The 15,234-nt window shown below is 71.0% G+C and carries 15 protein-coding genes and 2 tRNA genes; 7 read left to right on the top strand and 10 right to left on the bottom strand.

The window, feature by feature from the left end:
- Positions 1-5: 5 nt before the first annotated feature.
- The 5 genes from MDN94_RS14215 to MDN94_RS14195 all read right to left on the bottom strand — a co-directional run bounded on the left by MDN94_RS14215 (position 6) and on the right by MDN94_RS14195 (position 4,348).
- Positions 6-1,379, bottom strand: a complete 1,374-nt coding sequence (locus MDN94_RS14215; protein ID WP_482726179.1) for an HD-GYP domain-containing protein — start codon at positions 1,377-1,379, stop codon at positions 6-8.
- Between the two features lie 175 nt (positions 1,380-1,554).
- Positions 1,555-1,851 carry a mycothiol system anti-sigma-R factor gene (rsrA, locus tag MDN94_RS14210; RefSeq protein WP_005312173.1) on the bottom strand — a complete coding sequence of 99 codons (297 nt, stop codon included), beginning with the start codon at positions 1,849-1,851 and terminating at the stop codon, positions 1,555-1,557.
- Positions 1,848-2,513: a sigma-70 family RNA polymerase sigma factor gene (locus tag MDN94_RS14205; protein WP_037773788.1), complete on the bottom strand. Its 666-nt coding sequence runs from the start codon at positions 2,511-2,513 to the stop codon at positions 1,848-1,850. Before MDN94_RS14205 ends, rsrA begins: the two co-directional genes overlap by 4 nt.
- A gap of 250 nt (positions 2,514-2,763) precedes the next feature.
- On the bottom strand, positions 2,764-3,399 hold the full coding sequence (locus MDN94_RS14200; protein WP_482726178.1) for an alpha/beta hydrolase family protein: 636 nt from the start codon (positions 3,397-3,399) through the stop codon (positions 2,764-2,766).
- A gap of 133 nt (positions 3,400-3,532) precedes the next feature.
- A complete protein-coding gene (locus MDN94_RS14195) occupies positions 3,533-4,348 on the bottom strand; it encodes an SOS response-associated peptidase (protein WP_482726177.1) in 816 nt (271 codons plus the stop codon).
- A gap of 50 nt (positions 4,349-4,398) precedes the next feature.
- On the opposite strand from MDN94_RS14195, the gene MDN94_RS14190 reads away from it, so the two are divergent.
- The 4 genes from MDN94_RS14190 (at position 4,399) to MDN94_RS14175 (ending at position 8,076) form a co-directional block, all read left to right on the top strand.
- Positions 4,399-5,133 (top strand): M50 family metallopeptidase, encoded by a 735-nt coding sequence (locus MDN94_RS14190; protein ID WP_441264106.1) that lies wholly within the window; start codon positions 4,399-4,401, stop codon positions 5,131-5,133.
- A 100-nt stretch (positions 5,134-5,233) separates the two neighbouring features.
- On the top strand, positions 5,234-6,595 hold the full coding sequence (gene aroA, locus MDN94_RS14185; protein WP_482726176.1) for a 3-phosphoshikimate 1-carboxyvinyltransferase: 1,362 nt from the start codon (positions 5,234-5,236) through the stop codon (positions 6,593-6,595).
- Positions 6,596-6,599: 4 nt separating this feature from the next.
- On the top strand, positions 6,600-7,613 hold the full coding sequence (rsgA, locus tag MDN94_RS14180; RefSeq protein ID WP_482726175.1) for a ribosome small subunit-dependent GTPase A: 1,014 nt from the start codon (positions 6,600-6,602) through the stop codon (positions 7,611-7,613).
- Between the two features lie 139 nt (positions 7,614-7,752).
- The gene (locus MDN94_RS14175; RefSeq protein ID WP_482727074.1) at positions 7,753-8,076 is read left to right on the top strand and encodes a DMT family transporter; all 324 of its coding nucleotides are present in this window, start codon (positions 7,753-7,755) and stop codon (positions 8,074-8,076) included.
- Here MDN94_RS14175 and MDN94_RS14170 read toward each other — a convergent pair.
- Positions 8,021-8,680, bottom strand: a complete 660-nt coding sequence (locus MDN94_RS14170; RefSeq protein ID WP_482726174.1) for a TetR/AcrR family transcriptional regulator — start codon at positions 8,678-8,680, stop codon at positions 8,021-8,023. The two genes, MDN94_RS14175 and MDN94_RS14170, sit on opposite strands and share 56 nt — an antisense overlap.
- A gap of 132 nt (positions 8,681-8,812) precedes the next feature.
- Here MDN94_RS14170 and hisN point away from each other — a divergent pair, with 132 nt between their 5' ends.
- Positions 8,813-9,613, top strand: coding sequence for a histidinol-phosphatase (gene hisN / locus MDN94_RS14165; protein ID WP_482726173.1), 801 nt, complete (start codon positions 8,813-8,815; stop codon positions 9,611-9,613).
- Positions 9,614-9,828: 215 nt separating this feature from the next.
- Complete coding sequence (locus MDN94_RS14160) at positions 9,829-10,218, top strand: CBS domain-containing protein (RefSeq protein WP_482726172.1); 390 nt, start codon at positions 9,829-9,831, stop codon at positions 10,216-10,218.
- A 122-nt stretch (positions 10,219-10,340) separates the two neighbouring features.
- On the opposite strand, the gene MDN94_RS14155 is transcribed toward MDN94_RS14160, so the two are convergent.
- Positions 10,341-11,792: a catalase gene (locus tag MDN94_RS14155; RefSeq protein WP_482726171.1), complete on the bottom strand. Its 1,452-nt coding sequence runs from the start codon at positions 11,790-11,792 to the stop codon at positions 10,341-10,343.
- A 160-nt stretch (positions 11,793-11,952) separates the two neighbouring features.
- Here MDN94_RS14155 and MDN94_RS14150 point away from each other — a divergent pair, with 160 nt between their 5' ends.
- Positions 11,953-12,369, top strand: a complete 417-nt coding sequence (locus MDN94_RS14150) for a Fur family transcriptional regulator (RefSeq protein ID WP_441264100.1) — start codon at positions 11,953-11,955, stop codon at positions 12,367-12,369.
- A 164-nt stretch (positions 12,370-12,533) separates the two neighbouring features.
- Here MDN94_RS14150 and MDN94_RS14145 read toward each other — a convergent pair.
- The 3 genes from MDN94_RS14145 to MDN94_RS14135 all read right to left on the bottom strand — a co-directional run bounded on the left by MDN94_RS14145 (position 12,534) and on the right by MDN94_RS14135 (position 15,179).
- Positions 12,534-12,607: transfer RNA gene (locus MDN94_RS14145), tRNA-Met, on the bottom strand.
- Positions 12,608-12,697: 90 nt separating this feature from the next.
- A complete protein-coding gene (locus MDN94_RS14140) occupies positions 12,698-14,902 on the bottom strand; it encodes a tetratricopeptide repeat protein (RefSeq protein ID WP_482726170.1) in 2,205 nt (734 codons plus the stop codon).
- Between the two features lie 203 nt (positions 14,903-15,105).
- Positions 15,106-15,179, bottom strand: a tRNA-Met gene (locus MDN94_RS14135).
- Positions 15,180-15,234 lie beyond the last annotated feature (55 nt).

Here is a 15,234-nt window from a genome sequence, read left to right as displayed (position 1 = left end):
GCCGCTCACCCTGTCCGTATCTGATGCGAAGCCCCCGTTCCCGGCGTCCGCGGCGGCACCGTCGGCAGCGCCGCCTCGTCCGAGGTCACCGATGTCTGCCACCCGTGCCGCTCCAGCGCGCGCACCAGGGCGCGCACCATGCGCGGGTCGAACTGCGTACCGGCGCACCGCTCCAGCTCGCGCAGGGCTACCGCCACCGGCCGGGCGCGCCGGTAGGAGCGGGTGGACGTCATCGCGTCGAACGCGTCGGCCACGGCCACCACCCGGGCGAACTCGGGGATCTGGTGACCGACGAGTCCGTACGGGTATCCGCTGCCGTCCATGCGTTCGTGGTGGTGCAGAATCGCCGCCCGGGCCTCCCCCAGGAAGCCGATGCCGCGCACCATCTCGTGCCCGTACTCCGGGTGGAGCTCGATCACCCGCCGTTCCTCCGGCGTCAGCGGCCCCTCCTTGCGGAGGACCCTCGTCGGCACCCCCAGCTTGCCCACGTCGTGCAGGATGCCGGCGATCCGGACGACCTCGAGGCGCTCCTCCTCCATGCTCAGTTCCCTGGCGATCAGCACCGAGGCCCGGCCGACGCGTTCGCTGTGCCCGCGTGTGTACCGGTCCTTGATGTCGACGGCCTGCACCAGGGCCCGGATCGTCGCCTGATGGGCGGCGCGCTCCCGGTGGTACTGGGCGAAGATCCAGCAGGAGATGTACATGGGCAGCAGCACGAACAGGGCGGAGAGCGGCCCGTACGAGCTGCCCCACAGGACCGCCATCATGAGCCCGGCGAGCCCGTGCACACAGTGCGGTGCCGCCGAACCGGAGAGATCCCGCCGGACGGCGGGCGGGGGAACCCTTCCCCACCGCGCACCGCGCGAAGGAGGCACCCCGACCGCCGTGGTGCGGATGCCGCCGTCGAGGACCGTCAGCAGCAGACAGCAGGCGAGCGATCCGGCGAGGGCCGGCACGAGAGCGTACGGGAAGTCCGGTGCCCGCGGCGCCTGTTCGCCGCCGAACAGCAGATACGCGTGGGCGGCGCCCCAGGTGGCGAGGGCCAGCCGGGCCGCGCGCCACGTCCGCCGGACCCCGGCCGGCGGGCCGTCCACCCGCCCGAGCAGCGCGCCCGGCACGGGGACCAGAGCGGCCGCGGCGGGCGGCAGCAGGAAGGCGGCCGCCAGCAGCACGGGGAAGAAGGTGCCGGCGCCGACGGGGGCGGAGTCGTCGCCGCGACGGCGGGCGGGCAGCTCGCCCACGGCGTACAGGGCGGCGAGCAGCAATACGGTCGGCCAGGGCACAACGACTGCGGGGAGGACCACCGGAGCGGCGGCGACCGCGGCACAGAGGATCACGGCGAGGATGTACGCGCGCGCCGCCGCCGGTATGGCCGTCACTGCTCACGCCCTCCTCACCGACCTCCTCGAGCAGCGCCACGCTAACGACTTGCAGAGTGACAGGAGGACGTACGGCGAGCATTCGCACGTACGGGTGACATGGCCGACAACGCACAGGGTGCGCCGCGATGTTCGCGGCGCACCCTGTGCGCACGGCCGGTGTGTGCGGCGGCCCTCAGTCCTGGGCGGTCGCCACGTCCTTGTCGGGGACGGCCTGCCCCGAGCGGATCAGGTCGATGCGCCCCATGACCTTGGCCCGCAGGTCGCTGGGCACGTCGTCCTGCCCGCAACACCGCTTGACCAGCTTCTTCACCGCTTGCTCCAGGCCGTACTTCTCCAGGCACGGGGAGCACTCCTCGAAGTGGACCTCGAACTTGGTGCAGTCACTGTCCGGCATCTCGTGGTCGAGGAACTCATAGAGATGGTCCAGGACCTCCGAGCAGTCCGTCTCGTGCGGCTCTCCGCAGCTCATGAGCCCGAGCCTTTCGCGTCGTTCGACTCCCCCGCACCGGCCGGGACGAGCCCGCGCTCGCGGGCGTAGTCCTCGAGCATGCCGCGCAGTTGGCGGCGGCCGCGGTGCAGGCGGGACATCACCGTACCGATGGGTGTTCCCATGATGTCCGCGATCTCCTTGTACGCAAAGCCCTCGACGTCCGCGAGATAGACCGCGATCCGGAACTCCTCGGGGATCGCCTGCAGGGCTTCCTTGACGTCCGAGTCCGGCAGGTGGTCGAGCGCCTGCGACTCCGCGGAGCGCAGCCCGGTCGACATGTGCGACTCGGCGCGCGCGAGCTGCCAGTCCTCGATCTCCTCCGCCGCGCTGCGCTGGGGCTCGCGCTGCTTCTTGCGGTAGGAGTTGATGAAGGTGTTCGTGAGGATCCGGTACATCCACGCCTTGAGGTTCGTGCCCTCACGGAACTGGTGGAAGGACCCGTACGCCTTCGCGTACGTCTCCTGCACAAGATCCTCGGCATCGGCGGGATTGCGCGTCATGCGCAGCGCAGCCGAATACATCTGGTCCAGGTAGCCGAGAGCATCCCGCTCGAAGCGGGCATTGCGCTCGAGCGTCGTCTCCTCGGACGTCTGCGCCTGACCGTCGTCGGTCCCTGCGTCGGTCCCAGTGACCGGACCCACCTCCTCCAACGCTGTGGCGGGGCCGAATGCCGACCCGCTCGAATCGGAGAATAGTCGACCTTGGTCCGCCGGGCCCTGCCGATTCACGTCACCCGCCGCAGGAACCGGCCCGCTCTTGCCCTGCGACAGCACCGTCCACTCCAACCCGTTGGCGCGCTCGGCTGTCGGGCAGAAGGTCGTACCCATGCGGCGGACTCCCTACTCCATGCTCTGTGTTCTGACGTTCGCCTCAACAGCCACGGCCGGTGTCTCATTCCCGCAAGGACCCGGTCCACCCGATCACGGCGTCCGTGATGGTGAGAAGGGTCTCTTCCTCGGTGATCCCGGCACGCTTGGGCACGGCGAACCCGTGGTCCCCGTGTGCCACTTCCACCAGCTCGTAGGGCCCCTCGGGGAACTCGCCGGGCCTGCCGAAGGGGTCACTGCCGCCCTGAACCACGAGCGTCGGCACGCCCGCGCCGAGCAGCTCGTCCGCGCGGGACTTCTCCGGCCGCCCCGGCGGGTGCAGCGGGAAACTCAGCGCGAGGACGGCTGCCGCACCCAGCTCCGCGGCGGTCCTGCACGCCACGCGCGCGCCGGCACTGCGTCCGCCGGCGACGACCGGCAGCCCCTTCTTCGCGAGCGTCGGCCAGAGGTCCCGCCAGGCGGCGTCCAGGGTCCGCGGCGCGGGAGCGACCTTCTTGCCCGCCACCCGCCAGGGCTGCTCCACGAGTGCGACGGTGACGCCGTGCGCGGGCAGGACGCGCGAGATCGCCTGCAGATCGCGGGCTTCGATCCCGCCGCCGGCACCGTGCCCCAGCGCCAGCACCAGCTGCGCGCGCTTCCCGCCGAACCAGGTGATCCGGGCGTCCCCGCCGGCGACCTCGACGATCTCTTTCCGCTCCATCCGGCCATTCTGGCGCGGGGCCGCCGGACGCGCCGTTCCCGTGCCTGGCCCTGTCGGCGTGCGAGGCGTCGGAGGCCGTCTCCTTGACGGCGGGCGCCGCGGGTCCTCCGTGGAGGCCAGGAGGACGTCCGGGTCAGAACAACGTCGCTTCTTCCGGCGCGGGGAGCTCCTCCAGCAGCTCCGGCCCGTTGTTCCGCACGTTGCTCACGGCCGTCGTCACGGGATAGGCCCGCATGAGCCCGCCGGGCGGCGGCTCCAGCAGCGACCGCAGCTCCTCCGGGTCGGTCCGGGCCGGGTCGAGCCACGCGTCCCAGCGTTCCGGCGTCAGCATCAGCGGCATCCGGGGGTGGATGTCCGCCAGCGAATGCGGTCCCTCCGCCGGCGCGACCCCCAGCGGACCGGTCTCCGCCTCCGTCGTGATCACGGAGCAGGTCACCCACCACGCCTGCGGATGGTCGTCCGGCAGTGTGCGGTCGCGCCAGAACTCGTAGAGCCCCGCCATCGCGAACACCGACCCGTCGGCGGGCGTGACGAAGTACGGCTGCTTCCGCGGCCGCTTCTTCTTCCCCTCCACCTCCAGCCGGCGTTCACCGGATCCGGTCACCCACTCGTAATAGCCGTCGGCGGGCACGATGCAGCGTCGGGTGAGGAAGGGCCTGCGGAACGACGGCTTGTCGTGCACCGTCTCCGCCCGCGCGTTGATCATCCGCGCCGCGCCTTCCGGGGTCTTGGCCCACGAGGGCACCAGACCCCACTTCAGCGTGCGCAGCTGGCGAACCGGAGCCCGGTCGCCTGCGTCCTTGAGAGGGCGTTCGAGAATCGCGTAGACCTCTTTGGTGGGCGCCACGTTCCAGTCGGGTTCCAGAGTCTCCTTCGGCTCCCACTTCTCGACCTCGAAGATTCCTACGAGGTCCTCCGGCCTACGACTCGCTGCATACCGTCCGCACATAAGTGCCACACTGCCACTTCCGTACGCCGTCCGAGGGAGCCGCCCGCGAAATGGTCACCACATACGCCGGCGCCGCGAGCGCGTCACTCACCGACCTGTGGGACCGCCTCTTCGGCACCCAGACCGCTCCGGAGCCGTGGCTCGTCGCCGTCACCGGGCTGGTGTCGCTCGCCGCGGTCATGCCGAACTTCCTGTGGCGTCTGACACGCAACGCCGTCACGATCGCCCACGAAGGCGGCCACGGTCTCGTGGCCCTGGCCACGGGACGCCGGCTGCAGAGCATCCGGCTGCACTCCGACACCAGCGGTCTGACCGTCAGTCGCGGCAGACCGACCGGCATCGGAATGATCCTCACGGCCGCCGCGGGCTACACGGCGGCCCCGCTGCTCGGCCTGGGCGGCGCCTGGCTGCTCGCCGCGCACCACATCACACTGCTGCTGTGGCTGGCGACCGCGCTGCTGCTGGCGCTGCTCGTCATGGTGCGCAACGCGTACGGGGTGCTGACGGTCACGGTCACCGGGGCGGCGTTCCTGCTGGTCTCGTGGCTGACGGGGCCGGCCGTACAGTCCGTCTTCGCGTACACGGCCGTCTGGTTCATGCTGCTCGGCGGAGTGCGGCCGGTCTTCGAGCTCCAGTCCAAGCGGCGCTACGGAGGTGCGCCGGACTCGGACGCCGATCAGCTCGCGAGACTCACCCATGTGCCACCGGCGATCTGGTTGTTCTTCTTCCACGCGGTGTCGGTCTGCTCGCTGATCGGCGGGGGCCGCTGGCTGCTCGGTCTGTGAGACAGCGGCCGTCACACCGCCTACCACCTCTCCGTTACGCCCCGGTTTCCACATTTTTGATCAAGATCTGGGCTCGCTCGGAACCACTAAAGTGAGGTCCATGACCGAAAGCGCCGTGCAGCCCGCCCTCTGGCCCGCCCCCCTTGCGACCGGAGCCGTCGAAGCGACGGTCACCGTGCCCGGTTCGAAATCCGTCACCAATCGTGCCCTCGTCCTGGCGGCGCTGGCCGCCGAGCCCGGCTGGCTGCGCCGGCCGCTGCGCTCGCGCGACACCCTGCTGATGTCCGCGGCCCTTCAGGCGATGGGCGTGGGCATCGAGGAGACGGTCTCTTCGAGCACCGCGGGCGGCTCGGCCGACGAGGCCGCAGGCGGTGCCGGCGAGGCATGGCGCGTGATCCCCTCCGGCCTGAACGGACCCGCCACCGTCGACGTCGGCAACGCGGGCACCGTGATGCGTTTCCTGCCGCCGGTGGCCGCGCTGGCCGACGGTCCGATCCGCTTCGACGGCGACCCTCGTTCCTACGAGCGCCCGCTGAACGGCGTCATCGACGCGCTGCGGACGCTCGGCGCCCGGATCGACGACGACGGCCGAGGCTCGCTGCCCATGACCGTGCACGGCGGCGGCGCCCTGGAAGGCGGGCCGGTCCGGATCGACGCCTCCTCGTCGTCCCAGTTCGTCTCCGCGCTGCTGCTGTCCGCCCCGCGCTTCAACCAGGGCGTGGAAGTGCGGCACGTCGGCGGCCGGCTCCCGTCCATGCCCCACATCCGGATGACCGTGGACATGCTGCGTGCCGTGGGCGCCCAGGTCGACGAGCCGGAGACCGGCGGCGAGCCGGATGTGTGGCGGGTGTCGCACAGCGCACTGCTCGGTCGCGACCTGACGATCGAACCGGATCTGTCCAACGCCCAGCCGTTCCTGGCGGCGGCACTGGTGACCGGCGGCCGGGTGACGATCCCCGACTGGCCCGAGCGCACCACCCAGCCCGGTGACGCGCTGCGCGAGATCTTCACCGAGATGGGCGGTTCCTGCGAGCTGACGACGACGCCGAACGGCACGGCCCTTGTCTTCACCGGCAGCGGCCGTATCCACGGCATCGACGTGGACCTCGGCGAGGTCGGTGAGCTGACCCCCGGCATCGCGGCGGTCGCGGCGCTCGCCGACTCGCCTTCGACACTTCGCGGTGTGGCCCATCTGCGTCTGCACGAGACGGACCGGCTGGCGGCACTCACCAAGGAGATCAACGAGCTCGGCGGTGACGTGACCGAGACGGAGGACGGCCTCCACATCCGCCCGCGTCCTCTCCACGGCGGGGTCTTCCGCACCTACGACGACCACCGGATGGCGACGGCGGGCTCGGTGATCGGTCTCGCCGTCGACGGCGTGCAGATCGAGAACGTGGCGACGACCGCCAAGACCTTGCCCGACTTCCCGCGGATGTGGGCCGAAATGCTCGAGGCCTGACAGCATGCGGCGCTACGGCAAGCACACCGACGAGGACGACATCCGGTCCCGGCCCAACCGCAAGGGCAACCGGCCGCGCACCAACATCCGTCCCAAGCACGAGGACGCCATGGAGGGCATGGTCCTCACCGTCGACCGCGGCAGGCTGACCTGCTTGGTCGGTGACCGGATCATCACCGCGATGAAGGCCCGGGAACTGGGCCGCAAGGCGGCCGTCGTCGGTGACCGGGTGGGGATCGTCGGCGACCTCTCGGGCGACAAGGACACCCTCGCGAGGATCGTCCGCATCGAGAAGCGCGCGTCCGTACTGCGCCGTACCGCCGACGACGACGATCCGTTCGAGCGGGTCGTCGTCGCGAACGCCGACCAGCTCGCCATCGTCACCGCCCTCGCCGACCCCGAGCCGCGCCCCCGCCTGATCGACCGCTGTCTGGTCGCGGCGTACGACGGCGGGCTGGAACCGCTGCTGGTGCTGACGAAGTCGGACCTGGCGTCGCCCGACGAACTGCTGGAGATGTACGGCGCGCTGGGCGTCCCGCACGTGGTGACCACACGGGACGAGTTCGTCGACGGGCGTGCCGCGGAGCGGGTGCGCGAGCACTTGGTCGGACGTACGACCGCGTTCGTCGGGCACTCCGGCGTCGGCAAGACGACCCTCGTCAACGCCCTCGTCCCGGACGAGATGCGGCGCAGCACCGGTCTGGTCAACGCGGTGACGGGCCGTGGCCGGCACACCACGACCTCCGCACTCGCCCTCCCGCTCGCGGACGAGAAGGGCGGCTGGGTGGTCGACACCCCCGGGGTGCGCTCCTTCGGACTGCACCATGTCGACCCGTCCCGGGTCATCAACGCCTTCCCCGAGCTGGTGCCGGGCACCGAGGGCTGCCCGCGCGCCTGCTCGCACGACGAGCCGGACTGCGCTCTGGACGACTGGGTGGCGGAGGGCCACGCTGATCCCGCGCGGCTCTATTCGCTGCGGCGGCTGCTGGCCACCCGTGAGCGACGCGAAGGCGACTGAGTCATCCGTGTTTGCCGTCCCCGACACCTGGTAAGTGCATAATCGCACCAGGTCGGACCGGCCGGTCATGACCGATCGGTCCGCAGCCCGGTCGGTCCCGGACCAGGCAGTCGTCGACTACGCGGGAGGCCCAGTACTCATGGCGTGGCTGCTGGTGGTGGTTGCGGGGTTCCTCGAAACGGGCTTCGCCGTGTGTCTCAAGCTGTCGCACGGCTTCACGAGGTTGTGGCCGACGGTCGCCTTCGCCGCGTTCGCGCTGGGCAGCTTCGGTCTGCTGACGCTGTCGCTGAAGAAGCTCGACGTGGGCCCGGCCTACGCGGTGTGGACGGGGATCGGCGCTGCCGGCACCGCCATCTACGGCATGGTCTTCCTCGACGACCTGGTCTCCACCCTCAAGATCGTCTCCATCACCCTGGTGATCGTCGGGATCGTCGGTCTCCAGCTCTCGGGCTCGTCGAACTGAGTCCGTCGCCCAACGCCGCCCGCACCAGCGGGGCGACACTCGCGCCGGCGGGCGCGACGACGAAGGAGAGCGCGAGCCGCACCGCGAGTTCGCAGCACCGGGACAGGTCGCCCGGTTCGCCGTCGCCGTCCCAGGACCGGCGACCGTGCCCCGGCGCGGCGAGCGAACGGTCCCGCACGGCCGCGACCAGCTCCGCCGGACCGGGCAGCCGCGCGTCCGCGCGACGCTGGGCGGGGACCCGCGAGAGCACGGTCCCGCGGACCGGGCGCGGCACCGGCAGCCGTTCGCCCCAGCAGCCGGTGAGCAGCGCGCGCAGCACAGGTCTCGCACGCGCCTCCCCGACGGTCCACTCGGCGAGGGACACGAGCCGGTCGGCAACCGGGGCATCGTGCGCCATCAGCCGCTCCACCCCGCGCAGGTAGGCGTCGGCCTCGCGCCGCGCGAGGGCTCGGGCGAGGCCGTCCTTGCTGCCGAACTCGTTGTAGAGGGTCTGGCGGGAGACGCCCGCGGCGGAGGCGACGTCGACCATCCGTATCGCCGACCAGGGCAGGTCGCGCAGCGCCGCAAGAGCGGCGTTCAGCAGTGACTCCCGCGCTGCAGGCATGGTCGCCTCCCCGGCCGAGCAACTCCGGTCTCAGAGTTGACGGGCCGCGTTCCCCTGTCAATACAGACGGCAGGAGGCCGCCGCCCCGGCCGGCCCGGGAACCATCGGGCCTGCACGGATAGAGTGGCGACCATGCCCGACTACCACGATGATCTGCGGCTTGCCCACGTCCTCGCGGACGCCGCCGATGCCACCACCATGGACCGGTTCAAGGCTCTCGATCTCAAGGTCGAGACGAAACCGGACATGACGCCGGTGAGCGAGGCCGACAAGGCGGCGGAGGAACTCATCCGCGGGCATCTGCAACGGGCACGGCCACGCGACGCGATCCTCGGTGAGGAGTTCGGCATCGAGGGCACCGGGCCACGGCGCTGGGTCGTCGACCCGATCGACGGCACGAAGAACTATGTGCGCGGCGTGCCGGTCTGGGCGACGCTGATCTCGCTGATGGAGGCGGGAGAGGGCGGCTACCAGCCGGTCGTCGGTGTGGTGTCGGCGCCGGCGCTCGGCAGGCGCTGGTGGGCGGCGAAGGGCGGGGGCGCGTACACGGGCCGCAGCCTGACGTCCGCGACGCGCCTGCACGTCTCGAAGGTCGAGCGCATGGAGGATGCCTCCTTCGCGTACTCGTCACTGACCGGCTGGGAGGCCCAGGGCCGTCTCGACGGGTTCATGGACCTGACGCGCGCGGTCTGGCGCACCCGGGGCTACGGCGACTTCTGGCCTTACATGATGGTCGCCGAGGGCTCGGTCGACATCTGCGCGGAGCCGGAGCTGTCCCTGTGGGACATGGCCGCGCCGGCGATCGTCGTCCAGGAGGCGGGCGGCGTCTTCACGGGCCTCGACGGACGACAGGGACCGCACAGCGGAAACGCCGCGGCGTCCAACGGGCTGCTCCACGAGGAACTGCTGGGTTACCTCAACCAGCAGTACTGAGGTCCACGACGGCGGCGACATCAGCGCCGGCGGACCGGCGTACGCCCTTGCACGACCGGCGTACGCCGGTCCGCCGGCGGCTCAGGCGCGGGCCGGAGAGGCCGCGCACGCCCTCTTGCTGCCGTCCCGGAGGGCTGCAACTCTGAGAGTCCCCACACTTGTGAACTTGTGAATCGGTTCTCTAACGGCCGATCACCAAGGAGGTGGCTCTCTTCATGCTCGTCCGTGACGCCATGAGCACGGTGGTTCTCACCATCGGACCCGCACACACACTCCGCCAGGCGGCCAGACTGATGGCCACACGCCGCGTAGGCGCGGCAGTGGTCCTCGACTCCGACTCGAGCTTCGGCATCCTCACAGAACGGGACATCCTGAACTCGGTCGGTCTGGGGCAGGACCCCGACCTGGAGACCGCCGGAACCCACACCACCACCGACGTCGTCTTCGCCGCGCCTTCCTGGACCCTGGAGGAGGCGGCCGCGGCCATGAGTCACGGCGGGTTCCGCCATCTGATCGTGACGGACGGGGACGGGCCGATCGGCGTGGTCTCCGTCCGCGACATCATCCGCTGCTGGGCTCCGGCCAGGAGCCAGGTGGTCGCCTAGGAGCCTTCGCCGGCACCCGGCCCGGCCGTAGGAACGGCGCACCGAACCATGCTCCTCCGTGCACGCGGAAGGGGCCGGATCCTTCCCGGGATCCGGCCCCTTCCTCTCGACAAGCCGTGCCGTCAGCCGCGCAGGGCCTGGACCGCGGCCTCGAGCCGCTTGCCGAAGTCGCCGTCCGCCCGGCGGAAGTTGTTGATCGCGCGCTCGGCGATGTCGTCACGCGACACCTTGGCGATGAAGCCCGCCAGGTTGTCGATCAGACGGCCCTTCTCCTCCTCGGACATCAGGCGGTAGAGGTTGCCCGCCTGGACGAAGTCGTTGTCCTCGGAGTGGACCGGGGCCGCGTGGTCACCGGTCACGCCGGTCACCGGGATCGGCTGCCACAGCGGGCGGTCCGTCTGATGCGGGCCGCCGAAGCTGTTCGGCTCGTAGTTCTTCGCGCCCTTGTGACGGCCGTCGTACAGGAAGCCGTCACGGGAGTTGGTGCGCGCCTCGGTGGCGTGCGGGCGGTTCACCGGCAGGTGGTCGGCGTTGATGCCGACGCGGTAGCGGTGGGCGTCGCCGTACGCGAAGAGACGGCCCTGGAGCATCTTGTCCGGGGAGGGACCGATGCCCGGCACGAAGTGGGCGGGGCTGAAGATGGACTGCTCGACCTCGGCGAAGATGTTCTCCGGGTTGCGGTTGAGCTCCAGCTTGCCGATCTCGATCGGCGGGTAGTCCGCGTGCGGCCACACCTTCGTGAGGTCGAACGGGTTGAAGCGGTAGGTCGCCGCCTCGGCCGCAGGCATGATCTGGACCTGCACGGTCCACGTCGGGAAGTCGCCGCGCTCGATGGCCTCACGCAGGTCGCGCTGGTGCGAGTCGGGGTCCTCGCCGGCGAGCTTGTTGGCCTCCGCCTGGGTGAGGTTCTTGATGCCTTGGTCGGTCTTGAAGTGGTACTTGACCCAGAAGACCTCGCCGGCCTCGTTGTTCCACTGGTAGGTGTGGGAGCCGAAGCCGTCCATGTGGCGGTACGAGGCGGGGATGCCACGGTCGCCGAACAGCCAGGTCACCTGGTGGGTGGACTCGGGCGAGAGCCCCCAGAAGTCCCAGACGTTGTCCGCTTCCTGGGATCCGGTGTAAGGGTCGCGCTTCTGGGTGTGGATGAAGTCGGGGAACTTGATGGCGTCCTTGATGAAGAACACCGGGGTGTTGTTGCCGACGAGGTCGTAGTTGCCCTCTTCGGTGTAGAACTTCAGCGCCCAGCCGCGCGGGTCGCGCACCGCGTCCGCCGCGCCCAGGTTGCCTGCGACGGTCGAGAACCGCAGGAAGGTCTCGGTCTGCTTGCCGACCTCGGAGAGGAACTTGGCACGGGTCCACTGCGAGACGTCGCGGGTCAGCGTGAAGGTGCCGTAGGCGCCCGCGCCGCGCGCGTGGACGACACGCTCCGGGATGCGCTCGCGGTTGAAGTGCGCGAGCTTCTCCAGCAGCAACTGGTCCTGGACAAGCACCGGCCCGCCGACGCCCGCGGTCTCGCTGTTCTGGTTGTCGGCGACCGGAGCTCCGGTCGCCGTGGTGAGCGGTCCCTGCGTCACGTGCGCCTCCTGCGTCATGTACTGCCCAGTCGTTCGTGCACACGACCTGTCCTTGGCGTGTGCTGGCCCCGATCCTACAATAGACATTGTCTAAGTCAAGCAACCATCCAGAGTCACACTTGTTCGGGACACGGCTCCCACCACTGTTAGGCTGGTGCTCATGAGTGACCTGTTGGAACGACTTCGCGGACGCGGCTGGCGTATGACCGCCCAGCGGCGTGTCGTGGCCGAGGTCCTCGACGGCGAACACGTGCATCTGACCGCCGACGAGGTGCACGCCCGAGCGGTGAGGCTGCTGCCCGAGATCTCCCGGGCGACCGTCTACAACACCCTGGGCGAACTGGTGAGCCTCGGAGAGGTGCTCGAGGTGTCGACCGACCGCCGCGCCAAGCGGTACGACCCGAACGCCCACCGCCCCCATCAGCACCTGGTCTGCGCCCGCTGCGGCGCGATCCGCGACGTGCATCCGGTGGGCAACCCGCTGGCCGACCTTCCGGACACGGAGCGCTTCGGCTTCACCATCTCCGACGTCGAGGTGACGTACCGCGGCACATGTCCGAACTGCGCCGCCGGGTGACGTAGGCGACAAAGGCACAGGCGCCAAAGACACACAGGCAACGAAGAGGCCCCCGATGTGCTTATCGGGGGCCTCTTCCGCGCCCGGGCCGGCAGAACACAAAACACCGAAGGCACACAAAACACCGAAGGCCCGGATCCAAGGATCCGGGCCTTCGGTTTCAGTAGCGGGGACAGGATTTGAACCTGCGACCTCTGGGTTATGAGCCCAGCGAGCTACCGAGCTGCTCCACCCCGCGGCGATGAACACAACATTACGTCACCCCGCCGACCAGCGCAAATCCCTTAACGTCCTGTCCGGGCGATCAAGAAGACCGCCCGGACAGGCCTTAAGCGGTGAGTTCCTGGAGCAGTGCCTCGCGCAGGCGTGCGGCCCGCTCCGTGACCTCCGCGGGGCCCAGCTCCACTGCCCTGGCGCACCACCGCTGGCCGTCGGCCAGTTCTCCCCGGCGGGCGGCGAGCAGCGCAAGCCGCAGTGCGGCCCTGCCGTGCCCGGCCCGCGCGGCCCGCGTCCACCACAGCGATGCCTCGCGTTCGCTGCCCTCGCGGGCGAGGAGGAGCCCCAGGTTGAACGCGCCGCTGCGGCTGCCCGCCTCCGCCGCCTCGCGGTACCAGCGGGCGGCGTCGGTCATGTCACCGCGGGCGGCGGCCAGCATGCCCACTCGTACCTGGGCGCGACGGTGGCCCTGCTCGGCGGCCCTCTCGTACCACTCCTCGCACTCGCTCTTCTCAGCCACCGGCTCGCCGAGGGCCGGCGGACCGGGCGGCGGGCGGCGGGCGTCCAGCACAGTGGCGAGCCGGAACGCCGCCTCCGCGCTGCCGCCGCCCGCGGCGCAGCGCAAATGACGCTCCGCGCCGTGCTCGTCACCGTCCCTGAGCAGGGCGATGCCGACCTGGAGCGCCGCCTCGGTGTGCCCGGCCGCCGCGGCGCGCTCGTACCAGGCGAGAGCGGTACGGTCGTCGTCGCGGCCGGCGTGGAGAATGCCCAGGTTGAAGGCGGCGTCGACGCTGCCTGCCTCCGCCGCCTTGGAGAACCACGGCTCGGCGCCGACCGGGTCGCCCGCCTGGAGCAGCAGGACGGCGAGGGCGTTGGCGGCCTCACGGTGTCCGGCGTAGGCGGCGCGGCGGTACCACTGCTCGGCCTGGGCCGTACGTTCCTGGGCAGCGCAGAGCAGACCCAGGTTGTACGCGCCGTTGACGTCGCCCGCGTCCATGGCGGCGCGGTACCAGCGCTCCGCCGTCTGCGGCTCACCCCTGGCAGCATGCAGCGCACCGAGGGCGTTGGCCGCGTTGCCGTCGCCCTCCTGGGCCGCTCGCAGCCACCACACGGCGGCGCTCTCCTCGTCGCCCGCGTCGCGCAGCAGGAAGGCGAGCGCGCAGGCGGCGCGGGCCTCGCCGTCCTTGGCGGCCGTGAGGTACCAGCGCCCGGCCTCCTTCAGCCGGCCGCGCCTCTCGAGGATCGCCCCCAGGTGCAGGGCGGCCCGCCGGTGACCTCGCGCGGCGGCCTGCCGGTACCACTGGGCGGCCTCGTCGAGCAGGGCCCCGCCCTGATCCGCGGACTGCTCCTGCGCGCCGGGGGCGCTCGCACGGAGACGGCCGTCGCGTGTACGGCGTCCGGCGGGGTGCTCGCCGGCTGCCACTTCCGCGTCGACGAGCACGCGCAGCGCCGGGTCGGTCGTGCCGACGGCACCCGGGCCCGTCGGCACGGACGCCGGCTCGTCGCGACGCGCCCCGGGCCGTCCCGCACCGCCCTTGGACACACCGGCGGACCGTGCTCCGTCCTCGCCGCGACGGGCCCGCCTCACCACGTCCCTCGCGGGACCCGGCTCCGCGGGGCCGGCGCCGACCAGCCTGCCGACGCCGTCGGTCTTGCGGCACTCCTCCACCGCCCGGCGTTCCAGGGCGCGGGCGAGCCGGTAGGCCGCCTCGCGGTGGCCCTGCTCCGCGGCCGTGCGCAGCCAGCGCTCGGCGCCCACGTCGCTGCGGTGCTCCAGCAGGTCGGCGAGTGCGTAAGCGCCGAGGGCGTGGCCCTGCTCCGCGGACTGGCGCAGCCAGTACTCGGCGGCCGGCTCGTCGCCCCGCTCACGGAAGTGACGTCCCAGCGCGTGCGCGGCGGCGGCGGATCCGGCCACGGCAGCGATCCGCCACCAGCCGGCCGCCTCGTCCGCGTAGCCCCGCTGATGAAGGAGCACGCCCAGGTTGTTGGCCGCGGCGCGGTCGCCGTCGGCGGTGGCGCCCCGAAGGTAGGGCTCCGCCCCGTCGAGGTCCCCGCGGCGCAGCAGCAGCGCGCCGAGGACGCTCATCGCCGCGGTGTCACCGGCGTCGGCGGCGCTCCGATGGCGCGCCTCCGCGCCGGCGGTCTCCACGGTGTCGGCGCTGCTGTCGTCCGTGTCGTCGTGGCCGGTGCCGCTCCGGCCCTTGCCCGTGTGGTCGGCACGGACCGCGACGTCGATCGCGTCCGCCGCGTTTCCAGCATGCGGCTGCACAAACCGCCCTGTCTCCAACAGAGTTGCCCTGTCCCCCATAAATTCCATCGTCGCACCACCTGCAACCCGCGTACACCTGGTATACCGCAGCCAGTGAGGTCACTTCAGCGTTTTGTCGACATGCCCACAGATGGATAAGTCAAACACGTTCGGGACCAACTCACCGCCCACGGCGCGCACTTCGGCGTCACAAGATGCGTGCGAACATGAAGAGGGCCCGGATCCTGAAGGATCCGGGCCCTCTTCTTCAGTAGCGGGGACAGGATTTGAACCTGCGACCTCTGGGTTATGAGCCCAGCGAGCTACCGAGCTGCTCCACCCCGCGTCGTTGTGTTGCAACCGTACCACGACGCGGGATGGTGCCTGCTCAGCCCGGTGGT

It is taken from the genome of Streptomyces sp. WAC00040 (genome assembly GCF_056835925.1).
This window is presented reverse-complemented; position numbering and strand designations above follow the sequence as displayed.

Excerpts from the sequence above, each read along its gene's own strand:
- MDN94_RS14150 (WP_441264100.1), top strand. The coding sequence starts at position 11,953 with ATGAGTGACCTGTTGGAACGACTTCGCGGACGCGGCTGGCGTATGACC.
- MDN94_RS14190 (WP_441264106.1), top strand. The coding sequence starts at position 4,399 with ATGGTCACCACATACGCCGGCGCCGCGAGCGCGTCACTCACCGACCTG.
- rsgA (WP_482726175.1), top strand. The coding sequence starts at position 6,600 with ATGCGGCGCTACGGCAAGCACACCGACGAGGACGACATCCGGTCCCGG.
- MDN94_RS14175 (WP_482727074.1), top strand. The coding sequence starts at position 7,753 with ATGGCGTGGCTGCTGGTGGTGGTTGCGGGGTTCCTCGAAACGGGCTTC.
- aroA (WP_482726176.1), top strand. The coding sequence starts at position 5,234 with ATGACCGAAAGCGCCGTGCAGCCCGCCCTCTGGCCCGCCCCCCTTGCG.
- MDN94_RS14140 (WP_482726170.1), bottom strand. The coding sequence starts at position 14,902 with ATGGAATTTATGGGGGACAGGGCAACTCTGTTGGAGACAGGGCGGTTT.
- MDN94_RS14170 (WP_482726174.1), bottom strand. The coding sequence starts at position 8,680 with ATGCCTGCAGCGCGGGAGTCACTGCTGAACGCCGCTCTTGCGGCGCTG.
- rsrA (WP_005312173.1), bottom strand. The coding sequence starts at position 1,851 with ATGAGCTGCGGAGAGCCGCACGAGACGGACTGCTCGGAGGTCCTGGAC.
- MDN94_RS14200 (WP_482726178.1), bottom strand. The coding sequence starts at position 3,399 with ATGGAGCGGAAAGAGATCGTCGAGGTCGCCGGCGGGGACGCCCGGATC.
- hisN (WP_482726173.1), top strand. The coding sequence starts at position 8,813 with ATGCCCGACTACCACGATGATCTGCGGCTTGCCCACGTCCTCGCGGAC.
- MDN94_RS14160 (WP_482726172.1), top strand. The coding sequence starts at position 9,829 with ATGCTCGTCCGTGACGCCATGAGCACGGTGGTTCTCACCATCGGACCC.
- MDN94_RS14195 (WP_482726177.1), bottom strand. The coding sequence starts at position 4,348 with ATGTGCGGACGGTATGCAGCGAGTCGTAGGCCGGAGGACCTCGTAGGA.